Source organism: Gillisia lutea (assembly GCF_021568705.1).
Taxonomy (GTDB): Bacteria; Bacteroidota; Bacteroidia; order Flavobacteriales; family Flavobacteriaceae; genus Gillisia; species Gillisia lutea.
In genome coordinates, this window is record NZ_JAKGTH010000007.1 from 36,792 (window position 1) to 51,798 (window position 15,007).

Consider the following 15,007-nt stretch of genomic DNA (forward strand, 5'->3'; position numbering starts at 1 on the left):
TATAAAAAATCATACACATGTCATACAATCTACTAAAAGGAAAAAGAGGAATTATTTTTGGAGCCTTAGATGAAAATTCTATCGCTTGGAAAACAGCTGAACGTGTTCACGAAGAAGGAGGAACTTTCGTACTTACCAACGCTCCAATTGCTATGAGAATGGGAAGTATCAAGCAACTTGCTGAAAAGACAGGTTCTGAGATCATTCCTGCAGATGCTACAAAAGTAGAAGATCTGGATAATTTAGTAGAGAAGGCGCAAGAAATTCTTGGCGGGAAACTTGATTTTGTATTGCACTCTATCGGGATGTCTGTGAACGTGAGAAAAGGAAATCATTATACCGATATGAACTACGATTACACTCAGAAAGGCTGGGATGTTTCTGCGGTTTCTTTTCACAAGACCATGCAATCTCTTTACAAGCAGGATGCCATGAATGAATGGGGAAGTATTGTAGCGCTTACATATATGGCGGCGCAACGTGTGTTTCCAGATTATAATGATATGGCCGATAACAAAGCATATTTGGAGTCTATCGCCCGTAGTTTTGGATATTTCTTCGGAAAAGATAAAAAAGTAAGAGTGAACACCATTTCACAATCGCCAACTCCAACAACTGCCGGACAAGGAGTAAAAGGTTTTGACGGATTTATAGCTTATGCCGATAAAATGTCGCCCCTAGGGAATGCAACGGCTATGGATTGTGCGAACTATACCATTTCTTTATTCTCTGATCTTACCAAGAGAGTGACACTTCAAAATCTATACAACGATGGAGGTTTCTCAAACATGGGAGTAAGCCAGGAAGTGATGGAAACATTCATGAAGGATAACGAATAAAACTGTTGGCAGTACACATCTGCCAGTATAAACATACTATTGAGGCTGAAAAGTAGTTATAATTGTCAGGCTAGAACTTTTAAAGTTTCAGGATGGACAAATTAAGTGCTTTTCGGCCTTTTTAAATTTCTATACCCAACTAACCAAACACTATGCAGCTTAACTATTCTTTTGTAATTCCGGTGTATAACAGGCCTGATGAAATTAGGGAATTACTTTCCAGTATGCTGGATCTAAAGTTTAGCAGGGCTTTTGAAGTGGTTATAATTGAAGATGGTTCTACCTTATCTTCAGAAGAAATAGTGAAGGAATTTCAGGGGCTCTTGCAAATAAGCTATTATTTCAAACCGAATTCAGGTCCCGGTGACTCCCGTAACTATGGAATGAGAAAGGCACAGGGAAACTATTTTCTTATTCTCGATTCGGATGTTATCCTTCCCGAAAATTATTTAGAGGAAGTAGATTCATTTTTAGCGGCTAGATTCTGTGATTGTTTTGGTGGTCCCGATGCGGCTCACAATAGTTTTACACCCCTGCAAAAAGCGATCAATTATTCTATGACTTCCCTTTTTACTACAGGAGGGATTCGCGGAAAAGAGCAGGCGGTAGATAAATTCCAGCCCAGAAGTTTCAATATGGGATTATCAAAGAAAGCCTTTGAAGCCTCCGGTGGCTTTGGACTTATTCATCCGGGAGAAGATCCCGATCTTTCCTTACGTCTGCAAAAATTAGGATTTGATACCGTGCTTATCCCGAAAGCGGTAGTGTTTCATAAACGCAGGATAGACTGGAACAAGTTCTATATCCAGGTAAATAAGTTTGGCATGGTGCGCCCTATTTTGAATGACTGGCACCCGGGCTCGGGGAAGCTCACCTATTGGTTTCCTACCTTGTTTAGTTTAGGCTTAATACTTGCTTTGTTATTAACTATAGTAGGAAATACGCTATTAATAGGCTGCTATATCTTTTATTTTGTGGTAATTGGAATAGATGCCGGTATTAAGAATAAAAGTTTATATATTGGGTTTGCAGCGATAATGGCTACTTTTATTCAGTTTCTTGGCTATGGCTACGGATTTTTAAATTCGGTTTGGAAACTGAAGGTACAAAAGGCAAAACCCCAGGAAGCGTTTCCCCAATTATTCTTTGAACATGCAAGACAAGATCAAAATATATAAACCCTTGATAAAAAAAGGGCCGTTAAAGACATTTCTATTTTTCTTAGGTTTTTCAGCCTTTATTTGGGTTATCGTTCAGTTCTCTAAAGATTATACAGAATCTTTGGAGCTCCCTTTGCAATATGTGAACGTTGATAAAGACAAGATCATCCTGGCGAATAATCCTGATAAGCTGGAGGTGAGAATACGCGAAAAGGGTTTCAATATTGCATGGAATAAGCTATTTCCTCCCGTGGTAACTATAGATATAAGTGATGCGATCCAGCTGGACGGGATGTTGCTATATGATCTTGAGAAGCAAAAGGCAGCAATTTTATCTCAGCTTAATGTAGATTATAACGATGCCAATTTCCTGCAAAATGAACTAAAGATCCATTTTCAGCAGCGGGCAGTTAAAAAAATAAAAGTGCAGCCAAATATTGAATTGGGTTATGCGGTGGGGTATTCGGCTTTGGGTGGCATACAATTAAGCCCAGATTCGGTAAGGGTCAGCGGTCCGGAAAACATCTTAGATACCTTAAGCTATATTTATACCAAGGCACTTAAGCTTCAAAATATTAGCAAAGATATTAAAGGGAAAGTAAAACTGGACACCTCAGGTCTTGGTGGTGTCACTCTTTTTCAAAATGAAATAAATTACGCTTCAAAAACCGATAAATTCACCGAAGGACAGGTAGATATCCCAATAGAACTGGTAAATGTGCCTGCTAACACCAATGTGGTGATCTTTCCTAAGCAGGTGAAAGTATATTATCAGGTAAGTTTAAATGAATTTGATAATATCAAGGCCAATCAGTTTAGAGTGATCGCCAATTTTAAGGATGCTTTAGATAGTGATGGTTATGTGCTGGCTGAAATTGTGCAACAACCAGCCCTGGTGAACAATGTTCGGTTAAATAAAAAGAAAATTCAATTTGTAATTAAGCGATGAGGGTAGTAGGGCTTACTGGAGGTATAGGAAGTGGAAAAACCACCGTGGCGCACATGTTTCGCGATTTAGGCGTGCCTCTTTACATTGCTGATGATGCCGGAAAAGCCATAATGAATCGATCGCCGGAAGTGAGAGAGCAACTTATTCAACTTTTTGGAGAAGAAGCTTATTTAGATGACGATCTTAACAGAAAATACATTGCAGGGAAAGTATTTAATACGCCTTCTTTATTGCAAAAATTGAATGCAATTGTACACCCTGCCGTTGCTAAAGATTTTGAAGAATGGAAACAACGGCAAACTGCAGCTTATGTATTGTATGAAGCAGCTATACTTTTTGAATCTGGTGGGCATAAAAAATGTGATGAGGTAATTCTTGTAACCTCTCCATACCAGCTAAGAATTTCCCGACTTCAAAAAAGAGATGGTTCCTCGCTCGAGGAAATTGAAGCCAGAATGCAGCACCAGTGGCCGGATTCCCGGAAAAGAGAACTGGCAACTTTCGAGCTAATCAATATTAATTTGGACGATACAAAGGAACAAGTAAGAAATCTGCATGAAATTCTCTTAAAAGCTGATAAAGTTTAGGTGGTGTTTTGTTAACATTTGGTTAAATCGATTAATCTCTAAATGTTAAAATATTACTTTTGGGGGATGAATAAAAAGCTTTTCCTACTTCTTATTGTGCTTATGAGCCTATCGCTTATAGGAATAATTTTTGTGCAAGGTTACTGGATAAAAAGTACCGTGGATGATAAGGAGGAGCAATTTTCTTTCAATGCAAAACAGGTTCTTATTAACGTCTCCAAAGAATTGCAAAATAAGGAATTGGAGAATTTCTGGTTCGAATTTAATGCCGCGGGAAATGCCGATACTACTTTAAACGATATCAGTCTCGCTAAATATTACAAATTAGACAAGAATTCCCTGAAAAACAGTAAAGATCTTATTCCGGAAGAAGATTATAAAGCTTCATCAGATTTTCTTATCACCGCTCAGGATAGTATTCAATTTGCCATTTTGATCAATAAGAAGATGAATCAGCTTTTTGGAAATGAAGAAGCATCTAATAGAAAGTTAACCTCTCAGGAACGGATTAATAAGTTAATGGGAATGAAGGATGCCGAGAAAGAGATGCTTAGCGCTTATATTTCTGAATATTCCTCCAGAATTCCTATTCATAAACGTTTGACGGAAGAAACAATTGCTACTTTACTTACCAGGGAGTTGGAAAATTATAACCTAAATACCGAGTTTGAATTTGGAGTATACAGCAATTCACTGGCAACAAAAGTACATTCAGATAATTTCTCTGTAGATTATCCTGCAACCTACGGGGTGCCTTTATTTGTAGATCTTGCAGGGAACAGTAACTATCAGTTATTGGTGAACTTTACCGGAAAGAAGAAAGTAGTTTTATCATCGGTAACCTTAATGGCGGCCATGTCCATTATATTCACCCTTATTATTGTAATAGCATATTCCAGTGCCTTGTCTCAACTTATCAAGCAACGCCAGATCTCACAAATAAAGACAGATTTTATCAATAATATGACGCATGAGTTCAAAACGCCTATCGCTACTATCAATTTGGCTTTAGATGCTATTAAGAACCCAAAGATCATTTGCGATCAGGAAAAAGTTACCCGGTACTTGAATATGATTCGGGAAGAGAATAAACGCATGCATGCCCAGGTAGAAAATGTACTACAAATTTCGAAACTGGAAAAGAATGAGCTGGACCTTAAGAAGGAACGCCTTCATTTACACGAGATCATAGAAGATTCTATTACTCATATAGAATTGATCGTTGAAGACAGAAATGGTTATATTAAAACTCATTTTGGGGCATTGAAATCTTCTATTCTGGCCAATCAGGATCATCTTACCAATGTAATGGTGAATATTCTGGACAATGCCGTAAAATATTCAGAAGATGAACCAAAAATTGATATCTATACCGAGAACGTACGTAATTATATCGTTCTTAAAATAAGAGATCAGGGAACAGGAATGAGCAAATCTGTTCAAAAGAAAATATTTCAAAAATTCTACCGGGAACATACCGGAGATATTCATAATGTGAAAGGCCATGGTCTTGGTCTTGCATATGTAAAACGCATCCTGGACGATCATCACGCTACCATTAATGTAGAAAGTGAGAAAGGAAAAGGAAGTACCTTTATAATTAAATTACCACTAATAACATAGTATATGGAAACTGAAAACAAGAAAATTTTACTAGTTGAAGACGATCCGAACTTCGGAACGGTATTGAAGGATTATCTAGCGATGAACGACTATGAGGTTACGCACGCTAAGAATGGAATGGAAGGATTCGAAAAATTCAAGAAAGACGATTTTGATCTTTGTATCCTGGATGTGATGATGCCTTATAAAGACGGTTTCACCCTGGCAAAGGAAATTCGCGATAAGAATGAAGATGTGCCAATTATCTTTTTAACTGCCAAGGCAATGAAAGAAGATGTGTTGAAAGGTTATAAAGTAGGGGCCGATGATTACCTGAACAAACCTTTTGATAGTGAAGTGCTTTTAATGAAGATTAAGGCCATTATGCAGCGCAAAGCTACCGATAGTGTTGCCGACAGTAAGCAATTTGAATTTGAGATAGGTGGTTTCCACCTGAACTCTAAATTGAGATTTTTAACCTATAATGGGGACGAGCCAATTAAACTTTCTCCAAAAGAGAATGAATTATTGCGTTTGCTTGCCCTTCATGAAAACGATTTAATGCCGCGTGAACTGGCACTTACCAAGATATGGAGAGACGATAACTACTTTACTTCAAGAAGTATGGACGTGTATATCGCCAAATTGCGTAAGTACCTTAAAGTAGACGAGAATGTTGAGATCCTGAACATTCACGGGGAAGGCTTTAGACTTGTGGTAAAGAATAAAGAAAGCGAAGCTTAACATATAGAATTTCAGTTTCTAGAACGAGACTGTATAAAGAATAGAACAAAAGTCTACATATAAGTGCAGCTAATGCGCTTAACCTGTGTGGGTTAATATAAGTTCTAATCTTTATACGGTCTTTTTGTATTTGAATGTTACCCAGTAAGATAGGCATGTTTCTTGAGAAACTACCTTATATTTGCACCCCAAGCGGTTAACTAAATGAGTAGCACTATTACCCCTAATTTAGCGCAATACATATCTTCCCCTTTCGCCAGGAGAAGCTACCGTGTTCTGTTCATACTTTGGCTTGCGCTACTTTTCTCTACTTATAGTTTTGGACAGGCTCCCACTTATACATATGAAGATGGAATGGATTTGGAATTTATAAATGTCCAGTTCACAGATATTTTCGATTTAGATGCGAAGCTTAATAAAGTAATTCTAGCTGTTGATACTAATAATGAGGGAGAAGTTTTCGTCCTGACTTTTGGAAATGGTATTAAAAGAGTAGATGCTACAGGTGGTTTAATCGACTTTATTCCAAATGAAGATAATAGATTAAGTTCTCCAATGGATTTTGCTATTAATAGCGATGGTAAATTTTATGTCGCCACTAATGAAAGCAATAGGCGTTTTATAAGAGTTTATTCATCTACAGGTGCGTACTTGTCATCGGAGTTATTAGGTGATGGTACTTATGGTACTGGATCTAATCAGTTTAAAGGCCCAGTAGGGTTAACCTTCGATAAGGATGATAATTTATATGTGGCAGATCATTATATAGGCGATGAGCAAAATGTTCCAGAGCCTAGTCGTATTAAGATTTTTTTTAAAGATGTAAATGGGAGTTATAAGGATAATTTATTAACTCAATTTGATAAAGTAGAGGGTGTTCCATTGAACTTTCCCTACAGGCTGGCAGTAGATAGTTCAAAAAATATTTATATAGCGGAATTGGGAAGTGGTAATGGAAGAGTACAAGTAGTTAAGCTAGATGTAGATAATAATCCATTCAAAATTGATGAAATTGCGGGAAATATTGATGAAATAGGATCACCAGGTAGTATAGTTATAGATAATTACGATAATATTTTTATCTCAGACTTTGGTGATAAGGTAAACATTACAACTATTCTAGAAGCAGCAAATAATCCTGAAGAACTATTAGACGTTTTTGATGACGTGAAAGAGGGAATAGAGGACGATGTGTTCAAAATAAATGTCTACAACTCTAATCGTACGTATTTAGATAAGATATCTTTAAAAATTGATTGGGCAATTGATATGGCTATAGACCCTTGCGGAAAACTTTACGTAAACGATGCCATTGTATCAGGAACTAAAGGGAGGGCACCTTTTTATTTTAATATGAATGCTAATTTTAATTTTTATCTCGAGGTGTATAAGAGAAGTCCGGGTTATGATTCCGTTAAACCTGTACTGGTTACTTTTCCTGAAGATATCACGATTCCCAATGATGAGGGTGAAAATTATGCTGTAGTTTCTTATGCAGAACCTACATTTACTGATTCTGGTCCTGTAACACTTACTATTACCGATGGGTATGCTTCGGGAAGTCAGTTTCCAATTGGAACTACAACTGTGAAGTTTAAAGCCACTGATATTTGCGGAAACTCTTCTTTCTATGAATTCGAAGTTACTGTTGAAGAAAATACTCTAGATACAGAAGCTCCTGTAATTTCTTGTCCGGCTAATATTACCCAAAATATAGATGGAGATAAATGTAGTGCCATTGTAACATTTGCTGATGCTACAGCTACCGATAATTCCGGTTCAGTAACGGTAACACAAACTGCAGGTTTAACGTCGGGCAGTGAATTTCCGGTTGGAACTTCTACAGTAACGTTTCAGGCCGAGGATGAAGCTGGGCTAAAAGCCGAATGTAGTTTTACGGTGACCATCATAGACAATGAAGTCCCACTAATAATCTGTCCTTCCAATATTTCAGAAACCGTTGATTTTGGAGAGCCGGGAAAAGTGGTGACTTTTGCCGCTCCGAGTGTTAGCGATAATTGCTCCGGAACTACACTTCAACAAACCGCAGGATTGTCTTCCGGTAGTGAATTTCCGATAGGGGTTACAACAAATACATTTAAAGTAACCGATGCAGCTGGTCTAGTTGCAGAATGCAGCTTTACAGTAGAGGTAAAAGAAGGAGCAGATACAGAAGCTCCTGTAATTTCTTGTCCGGCTAATATTACCCAAAATATAGATGGAGATAAATGTAGTGCCATTGTAACATTTGCTGATGCTACAGCTACCGATAATTCCGGTTCAGTAACGGTAACACAAACTGCAGGTTTAACGTCGGGCAGTGAATTTCCGGTTGGAACTTCTACAGTAACCTTCCAGGCCGAGGATGATTTAGGAAACACCGAAAACTGTAGTTTTTCTATAACTATTGTGGATAATATAACTCCAACCTTTGAATGTCCCGATAATATCACTGCTGGTTTTGAAATTACTCAAGGTTATACTGTGCCAGATTTTTCGAGCTTTTTACCGGCGTCCGATAATTGTGATACCAATTTACGTTACACGCAAAGCCCCGCACCAGATTCTATAATTACGGCAGAAGGAGATTATCCTGTAGTGCTAACTGCAACCGATGCAGGTGGAAATACCGCCAGTTGTTCCTTCATGGTGGTATTACAAGAAGAACCTCAGGAAAATGTTCCTCCGGTTACCAATGCCGATGCTTATAATACTTTTAAGGAAGAAACTTTAAGCGTAGATGCTCCCGGTGTGCTTGCTAATGATACCGATGCCAATGGAGATGCTTTTACGGCGGTTATTCAACGAACCACGATAAACGGAAACTTGATTTTTTATCCCGACGGTGGGTTTGTTTATATACCCGATACCGGCTTTACCGGTGTAGATAGTTTTACCTATACCGCTACCGATGGTATTTCAGGGACTTCTAATGTAGCTACGGTTACTATAAATGTACTGGACCCATCAAATGAAAATGTGGCTCCGGTTTCTGTAGACGATGCTTTTCAAATTACGCAAAATCAAACCTTAAACGTAAGTGCGCCGGGTGTGCTTGCTAACGACACCGATGCCAATGGAGATACTCTGACCTCTTTTGCGAGATCGGCTACCGGAAATGGTTCCTTCTCTTTTAATACCGATGGTTCTTTTACTTATACTCCCAATGCCGGGTTCGTGGGTACCGATAGTTTTACCTATGTGGCCAATGATGGAAATCTGGATTCTGAAATTGCCACCGTTGTAATTGAAGTGATTACACAAAGCACAACCAATGTAGTTTGTAAAGATGCCATTCAATTAGAGTTGGATGAATCTGGAAATGCAAGTCTGAATGCCGAAGAACTCTTCACTGAAAAACCAGATGATCTGCAGTATACTGTAAGCCGATCTAATTTTACCTGTAACGATCTTGGGGGGACAACTGTAACTTTAAGTTATTCTAACGCAAGTGTGCAGGGATCCTGTGAGGTGGAAGTTAGTGTGGTAGATACACTGGCGCCTACAATTCTTTCAAAAGAGATTAGTGTAGAATTGGATGAGTTTGGAACTGTGAATATTACTCCAGAAATGCTGGATAATGGCACTTTAGATAACTGTGGAGATGTTACTTTAAGTCTTGATAAAACCAGTTTTAGCTGTAAGGAATTGGGTGAAAATATAGTACTATTAACTGCCGTAGATGCAAGCGGTAATTCGGCATCTGTTCAGGTGAAAGTAGAAGTTGCAGGAGATTGTGGGGTAACAGGAGAACCTGAAATTCCATATATCTTTATCTATCCTAATCCCACCGATGGCAGGTTTAGCTACTCAGTTTCTGACGGAGTAATAATTGAAAAAGTAGAGGTATACGATTTCCGTGGCAGATATATTCAAACCAAAACGTATCCCGCAAATTTTTTCGAATACAAAATGGATCTTAGCGATTTACAACAAGCTGTGTATGTGCTGCATGTTTATACCAATATTGGGAATAAGATACTGAGGGTGATTATTCGTTAAAAAATGAATTCTATGCTTCGTACCGGGAGATTTCTTCTTCAATAAAATCGGTAATTTTTGACGTCGGAGTGGTGTAGTCGAACCAGGTAATACTTTTATCTTTTCGAAACCAGGTAAGTTGTCTTTTCGCAAATCGCCTAGTATTCTTTTTGATCTCTTCCACGGCAGTTTCCAGGTCGGTTCTTCCTTCAAAAAAGGCGAAAATTTCTTTATATCCTACAGTATTCAGGGCATTAAGCTTGCGTTTTGGGTAAAGTGCCTGTGCTTCTTCCATAAGGCCTTCATCCATCATAATATCTACGCGTCTATTTATTCTATCGTAAATATCTTCACGGTCTGCTGTTAATCCTATTTGTATAGTTTTAAAATTTCTTTCTTTGCTGGGTTTATTCAAAAAAGACGAAAAAGGTTTCCCCGAGGCCAGGCTAATTTCTAAAGCCCGAATTACCCGATGAGGATTGTTGATGTCTATTTGCGTATAATATTGTGGGTCTAGTTCTTTTAACTGTTGTTGCAGTACCGGAAGACCTTCAAGCTCCAGCCTCTCATTCAAACCAAAGCGTATTTCCGGGGCAACTTCAGGAAATTCATCTAAGCCTTCAAGAAGAGCTTTTATGTAGAGTCCGCTACCACCTACAAGAATTAGAACATCGTGTTTTTTAAAGAGATCTTCCACCTTTTGAAGTGCTTCCTTTTCAAAATCGCCCACCGAATAATCATCCTCAATAGAGAGATGATGAATAAAATGATGAGGTGCTTCCGCTAATTCTGATTTTGAAGGAGCTGCGGTACCAATTTGCATTTCTTTGAAGAACTGCCTGGAATCGGCCGAGATAATTTCAGTATGAAAAGCATTTGCCAGCTTGATAGATAAAGCTGTTTTTCCTATTGCTGTCGGGCCTGCAATGCAGATAAGGAATTTATTTTTCATTTAATTTATTTCCGCAGTTATGGCAAAAACCAGCATGGTCGGTATGTGTGCTTTCATGACAAACAGGACATACCTGAGTATTAGTATGCACGGTATTTCTATCGCTCTTAGAGATCTCTGCACTCACAATTCCGGTGGGAACAGCTATTACGCCATATCCAATTATCATAATAAAAGAAGCTATAAACTGCCCCAGTGGTGTTACGGGATGGATATCTCCAAACCCTACCGTGGTCAAGGTCACAATACACCAGTAAATACTTAAAGGGATGCTAGTGTAGCCGTGTTCGGGTCCTTCTACCAGGTACATAACCGTCCCCATGATGATACAGATAATTATTACTGCATATAAGAACACAATGATCTTGGCTCTGCTATTTTTAAGCGCCCCTATCAATCTATTAGACTCGCCAATATATCTGGTAACCTTCAATATTCTAAACACTCTTAACAATCTAAGTGCTCTAATGGCAAGCCACATATTGTTTCCTCCCGCAAAATAGGCGATATACGATGGAATGGTAGAAAGGAAATCTACGATCCCGTAAAAGCTGAAAATGTATTTTTTGGGTTTATGTATAGTAATGATGCGCAGTATATATTCTACGCTGAAGAAAATGGTGATGGCCCATTCAGCAATATAGAATTCTTCGTAATACTTGGCATTAAGGTGTGCGATGCTTTCCAGCATCACTAAAATGATACTAAAAACGATCACTATTAGTAAAACAATATCAAAGAGCTTCCCCATAGGAGTGTCGGCTTCGTAGATAACCTCGTAAAGCTTGGCTCTCCATGGAGCTTTTGAATATGTTTTATCGGGTTTATTCAAGAATGAAAAGTATTAAGTTCAAATTTAACTATTTTCCTTGATAACTATGAAAGATCCGTTCTGAATGGTCATTAAATTGCTCATGAATTCCTTTAAATAAGGGTAATATCCGGGAGCGTACGAAGCTTTTGAAAGACTTACCCTACACTGCACATTTATAGTAGATTCATTCGCCTTTTGTACAATAAAATATAGAGAACCGCTATTTTCAGGTAATTTTAAAAGCTGATTTTCCGGGATCTCAACAATGCTATGGTTTTCAGGAATCGTAATTTGTATAGCATATAAATATGAACGTGCATACCCAAGATCTATAGGGTAGGTGCGTTCTTTTAATTGGAAAGGATTCTTATCAAAAAACCTAAAACTAAAAGGATTAAAATAGATTAGATCACTTAGTTTTTGGGAGTCGTTCTTTAGATCATATTCAACAGTTACAGGTTCAGAGATAAGTTCTCTGTTCTTGTAGGAGATATGGGAAGATTTAGCATGTTCGTTGGGATTGGATACCTCATTAAAGATTTTTTCCTGTGATGTTTCATCCAGCTGGTTTCTAACTTTCACTGCATTGTATCCGGAAAATACTTGTTCAGAACGTCCGCTGGCAGTTCCATCGGCGTGCACCACGATAGAATCTTGAATGGTAATGCTGGATCTTCCTCCAGGTTCCAGGTCTATCCATTTACTTTCATTATCAAAATCTAATAAACGCGCATACGAGTTAAGAGCTCTGAAGGGGATATCACCAAAAGCGGTATATTTTTCAGAAGCATCCAGTAAATATGTTTCTCCATCTAATTCCAGCTGTAATATCAGGTAATTGAATTCACTCAAAACTGGAAATAACTGGGTTAGCACTCCATTCCCTCTGGTAGAACTTAATACAGGTAACACTTTGAAACCCTGTTCTTCATATATATTGTGCAGGAGTATGTTGATGGCCGAGATATTTCCCGACTTATCCTTTAGCAGATCTTTTAAGTTCACATCTCTAAAAATGTGATATTCTCCATTCCATTTATAATTGCTCTTTACAAAATTAAAGATCTCTTTCGCTTTTTCCAGGCTTTTAGGCTGGCTGCTAATTGCTTGGGGCAAAAGGTCTTCTGCCCTGGAAGTTTTTTTTAATTGTCTTCCTAAACTCTCATCTCTCTCAATTTCCTTGTCTACATCTTTCCAGTCTTTGGTGTACTTTCTAATGTATCCGTCTAATTGAGTTACTTCTATAAGCTCATACTCGATTCTATCCATAAAATTATATCTGGAAGTAAGGAAGTCTTCTTCAATAAAAGCAGGGATGTCTTTAATGATATATTCTGAATGAACACAATCGGCTCTGGTCGCCCTTTGAGAGAAAGACATACATTCTTTTTCTAATTTTTGATCGTTGGTATACAGTTTTGTTGATCCTATTTTTTTTATGTTGTAATTGTAGTTAGCAGGGATCTTGGTTTCAAAACGGCTATAAACCTTAGGAATATCTTCCTGAAACCACCAGGTCTCAAAATTAAAGATGAAAGGCGATTCTTTGGTGTACGAGTAAACAAGTACCGCCCCGGGACTAAGTGCAGGAAAGGTGAAACTTACCTCATCGTAACGCTCATTCTCTTCGGTGAAGATTTGCGAAGGGATTAATTTTGTGGTTTGTATATGCCCGTTGCTTAGCGTGTAAGTCGTGGCTTTTATATCCGAAAGCTTTTCTTTTCTATCACCGCTTTTGTTTAAAAAGATCTTCACGGTGGCATTTTTATACCCCTCTTTATTCAGGATCTTTAGTTTCGCTTCATAATCGGTAACTAAATTGTAATCGGCATTTTGGTCGAACCTACTATATCCATTTTCATAGATGTAAAAGGCGTTTGCTGTAGAGTCTTTTTCGTATATGGTTGCGATAAGTTCTTCCTGGGTTACTTTTAGATCTTTAGTGTTGAACTTTTGTTGTGCGAAGGTGGTGGTGGCGCAAAGACAGAAGAGGAGCAGTAAAAATTTATTCATGTAGTGAGAATTGGATGATTTTAAGTTTTTTATTTTTTCTGAGATAACTTTGAATGATGTGTTGAGCATCTCGATCGTGCTTCATGGGAGTAATGATAGAGCGCACTATATCGATATTATTTATTTGATGGTTCAAATTGATGTACCCAATGCCTTTAAAGATCCCTTCTTCTACCAGTAGGGCACTCTTTTCATCTATTTCGCGACCCCGATCTATAACGATCATATTCTGATCTTTAAGGCTAAGTTTATCAATAAGTTCCTGAACTCTTTGGTTGTATTCAATAGGAGCTTCACTACCTATACATGCACCATTACAGGATTTAATAGTATAGCTGAAGCAGTTTCCAGTACCGGTATGCAAGCCGGTTAAGCGCTGGCAAAGCTGATGTGACTCTACAATATTATGCATCACATTCTTAGCCTGTTGTAAATTGGTGAAAGTGGTAATGTTCCTTTTTCGGGCATCGGCTTTGCCGATCTTTAAATTGATATAACCCTCTTCGTCTACAAATTGGTATAAGGCGTAATTGAAGATGGATTTTCGTAAGGCCTTATTGTATTTTGGCTTATTGCTTTTTATCTCTTCATTCTCCTTGAGTAAGGCGATCAATTCATTTCCAGTAGATTCAAAACTAACCGAAGCTACTTCCTTTTGCATTTCCTTGGCTTTGTGATGCTCGTTGGTAAAATGCTGATTAATCCTTTTTCTGATATTCTTACTCTTACCTATATAAATGATCTCTCCCTGTTCGTTGTGTAGGTAATACACTCCGGTAATAGAAGGCAAGTCGTCTAATATCTGTACAAGTTTTGTATCTATTTGTTTGGAAGGCTCGTTGCGAACTGTTGCCTTTAAAATGTTCTTTTCAGTATCTTTTACCAAAAGCATTTTAAAAAGTTTCACGGTAGCCTGTGCATCTCCGCTGGCTCTATGCCTGTCGCTTAAAGGAATTCCTAGTGCACGCACTAATTTCCCTAAGCTGTACGATGCCTGTCCGGGAATCAGTTTTTTTGATAATTCAACCGTACAAAGGGTTTTTCGTTCAAAGTCGAAACCCAATCTTCTAAATTCTAACCTCAAGATCCTGTGATCGAATTTTGAATTATGAGCTACTACTATACAATCGGTAGTGATTTCTACAATGCGTTTTGCCACCTCATAAAATTTGGGGGCATTGCGAAGCATTTCATTATTTATTCCGGTAAGGCCAATTACAAAAGGTTGTATGGGTTGCTCTGGGTTAACAAGACTTATAAACTGATCTACAACTTTATTTCCGTCAAACTTATAAATGGCAATCTCGGTAATGCCTTCTTCATTATATTTTCCACCGGTGGTCTCTATGTCTAATATTGCGTACAA

Annotated in this window: 11 protein-coding genes; 7 read left to right on the plus strand and 4 right to left on the minus strand. The window is 38.0% G+C overall.

The window, feature by feature from the left end; genetic code table 11:
* Positions 1–17: 17 nt before the first annotated feature.
* The 7 genes from L1I30_RS04580 to L1I30_RS04610 all read left to right on the plus strand — a co-directional run bounded on the left by L1I30_RS04580 (position 18) and on the right by L1I30_RS04610 (position 9,883).
* Positions 18–839, plus strand: coding sequence for an enoyl-ACP reductase FabI (locus L1I30_RS04580; protein ID WP_236133090.1), 822 nt, complete (start codon positions 18–20; stop codon positions 837–839).
* Positions 840–991: 152 nt separating this feature from the next.
* The gene (locus L1I30_RS04585; protein ID WP_236133091.1) at positions 992–2,017 is read left to right on the plus strand and encodes a glycosyltransferase family 2 protein; all 1,026 of its coding nucleotides are present in this window, start codon (positions 992–994) and stop codon (positions 2,015–2,017) included.
* Positions 1,992–2,948: a CdaR family protein gene (locus tag L1I30_RS04590; RefSeq protein WP_236133092.1), complete on the plus strand. Its 957-nt coding sequence runs from the start codon at positions 1,992–1,994 to the stop codon at positions 2,946–2,948. Before L1I30_RS04585 ends, L1I30_RS04590 begins: the two co-directional genes overlap by 26 nt.
* Positions 2,945–3,535, plus strand: a complete 591-nt coding sequence (gene coaE / locus L1I30_RS04595) for a dephospho-CoA kinase (RefSeq protein WP_236133093.1) — start codon at positions 2,945–2,947, stop codon at positions 3,533–3,535. Before L1I30_RS04590 ends, coaE begins: the two co-directional genes overlap by 4 nt.
* Positions 3,536–3,601: 66 nt before the next feature.
* The gene (locus tag L1I30_RS04600) at positions 3,602–5,158 is read left to right on the plus strand and encodes a sensor histidine kinase (RefSeq protein ID WP_236133094.1); all 1,557 of its coding nucleotides are present in this window, start codon (positions 3,602–3,604) and stop codon (positions 5,156–5,158) included.
* Positions 5,159–5,161: 3 nt separating this feature from the next.
* Positions 5,162–5,881 carry a response regulator transcription factor gene (locus L1I30_RS04605; RefSeq protein ID WP_236133095.1) on the plus strand — a complete coding sequence of 240 codons (720 nt, stop codon included), beginning with the start codon at positions 5,162–5,164 and terminating at the stop codon, positions 5,879–5,881.
* Between the two features lie 204 nt (positions 5,882–6,085).
* On the plus strand, positions 6,086–9,883 hold the full coding sequence (locus L1I30_RS04610) for an HYR domain-containing protein (RefSeq protein WP_236133096.1): 3,798 nt from the start codon (positions 6,086–6,088) through the stop codon (positions 9,881–9,883).
* Between the two features lie 10 nt (positions 9,884–9,893).
* Here L1I30_RS04610 and miaA read toward each other — a convergent pair whose 3' ends face one another.
* The 4 genes from miaA to L1I30_RS04630 are packed head-to-tail and all read right to left on the minus strand — an operon-like array spanning position 9,894 to position 15,007.
* The gene (gene miaA / locus L1I30_RS04615; RefSeq protein WP_236133097.1) at positions 9,894–10,814 is read right to left on the minus strand and encodes a tRNA (adenosine(37)-N6)-dimethylallyltransferase MiaA; all 921 of its coding nucleotides are present in this window, start codon (positions 10,812–10,814) and stop codon (positions 9,894–9,896) included.
* The gene (locus L1I30_RS04620; RefSeq protein WP_236133098.1) at positions 10,804–11,646 is read right to left on the minus strand and encodes an ion transporter; all 843 of its coding nucleotides are present in this window, start codon (positions 11,644–11,646) and stop codon (positions 10,804–10,806) included. Before L1I30_RS04620 ends, miaA begins: the two co-directional genes overlap by 11 nt.
* 24 nt (positions 11,647–11,670) lie before the next feature.
* On the minus strand, positions 11,671–13,641 hold the full coding sequence (locus L1I30_RS04625; protein WP_236133099.1) for a DUF3858 domain-containing protein: 1,971 nt from the start codon (positions 13,639–13,641) through the stop codon (positions 11,671–11,673).
* Complete coding sequence (locus L1I30_RS04630; protein WP_236133100.1) at positions 13,634–15,007, minus strand: exonuclease domain-containing protein; 1,374 nt, start codon at positions 15,005–15,007, stop codon at positions 13,634–13,636. The genes L1I30_RS04625 and L1I30_RS04630 overlap by 8 nt, the downstream gene beginning before the upstream one ends.

Bases quoted from the DNA above. Each gene is read 5' to 3' on its own strand.
- L1I30_RS04605 (WP_236133095.1), top strand. From the start codon at position 5,162: ATGGAAACTGAAAACAAGAAAATTTTACTAGTTGAAGACGATCCGAAC.
- L1I30_RS04585 (WP_236133091.1), top strand. From the start codon at position 992: ATGCAGCTTAACTATTCTTTTGTAATTCCGGTGTATAACAGGCCTGAT.
- L1I30_RS04625 (WP_236133099.1), bottom strand. From the start codon at position 13,641: ATGAATAAATTTTTACTGCTCCTCTTCTGTCTTTGCGCCACCACCACC.
- L1I30_RS04610 (WP_236133096.1), top strand. From the start codon at position 6,086: ATGAGTAGCACTATTACCCCTAATTTAGCGCAATACATATCTTCCCCT.
- miaA (WP_236133097.1), bottom strand. From the start codon at position 10,814: ATGAAAAATAAATTCCTTATCTGCATTGCAGGCCCGACAGCAATAGGA.
- L1I30_RS04600 (WP_236133094.1), top strand. From the start codon at position 3,602: ATGAATAAAAAGCTTTTCCTACTTCTTATTGTGCTTATGAGCCTATCG.
- L1I30_RS04590 (WP_236133092.1), top strand. From the start codon at position 1,992: ATGCAAGACAAGATCAAAATATATAAACCCTTGATAAAAAAAGGGCCG.
- L1I30_RS04580 (WP_236133090.1), top strand. From the start codon at position 18: ATGTCATACAATCTACTAAAAGGAAAAAGAGGAATTATTTTTGGAGCC.
- coaE (WP_236133093.1), top strand. From the start codon at position 2,945: ATGAGGGTAGTAGGGCTTACTGGAGGTATAGGAAGTGGAAAAACCACC.